This is a genomic window from Cnuella takakiae (assembly GCF_001953305.1).
Classification (GTDB): Bacteria; Bacteroidota; Bacteroidia; order Chitinophagales; family Chitinophagaceae; genus Flavisolibacter; species Flavisolibacter takakiae.
Window position 1 is genome coordinate 1 of record NZ_MTFE01000009.1, and the last position, 545, is coordinate 545.

Here is a 545-nt window from a genome sequence, read left to right on the forward strand (position 1 = left end):
GTTAGCAGTCATTTAATTCAACCATGCCGAAACAAAAAAGAAACAAGGAGGCAGTCAAGCCATTAAAGAGGTACATACCTGGATTTTATTTACTCCTTGTTACAGGATTGGTATGCGTTATATTCTTCAACGCATATAAGCGACGATACTCAATCAAGAATAGTCCGAAGAAATATATTAAAGCAGTAGTGATTCAGGAAAGAGCCTATAGTGGCAACAGCCCAGTTTCACAAAGCTTCGCATATAAGTACCAGTTTGATGTGGCGGGGAAAAAATATAGCGGAACCAGCTACGATGAAAAAATACAGCCAGGTGATTCAATAGAAGTTGAATACGTAATTGAAAATCCAGAAAATAATGCACCCAAAGATTATTATAATAAGTAAAACAGACGAAAGGGCATAAATGAGGGCTGCTAACATTATTTTGCCGCAATAGCGGCTTGGGAAACATAGGCTCGGCAACTGAAACTCTATTGAACTAAGTACTAAATTTAAGCTGCAGGATCACAGAATGCCGCTACTGCAGCAAGCTTTGGACCGTTA

Annotated in this window: 1 protein-coding gene; it reads left to right on the forward strand. The window is 38.9% G+C overall.

Features of this window, described 5'->3' with window-relative positions; all coding sequences use genetic code 11:
• The first annotated feature begins 23 nt into the window (after positions 1-23).
• A complete protein-coding gene (locus BUE76_RS00565; RefSeq protein WP_076026713.1) occupies positions 24-386 on the forward strand; it encodes a hypothetical protein in 363 nt (120 codons plus the stop codon).
• The last annotated feature ends 159 nt before the right edge of the window (positions 387-545 follow it).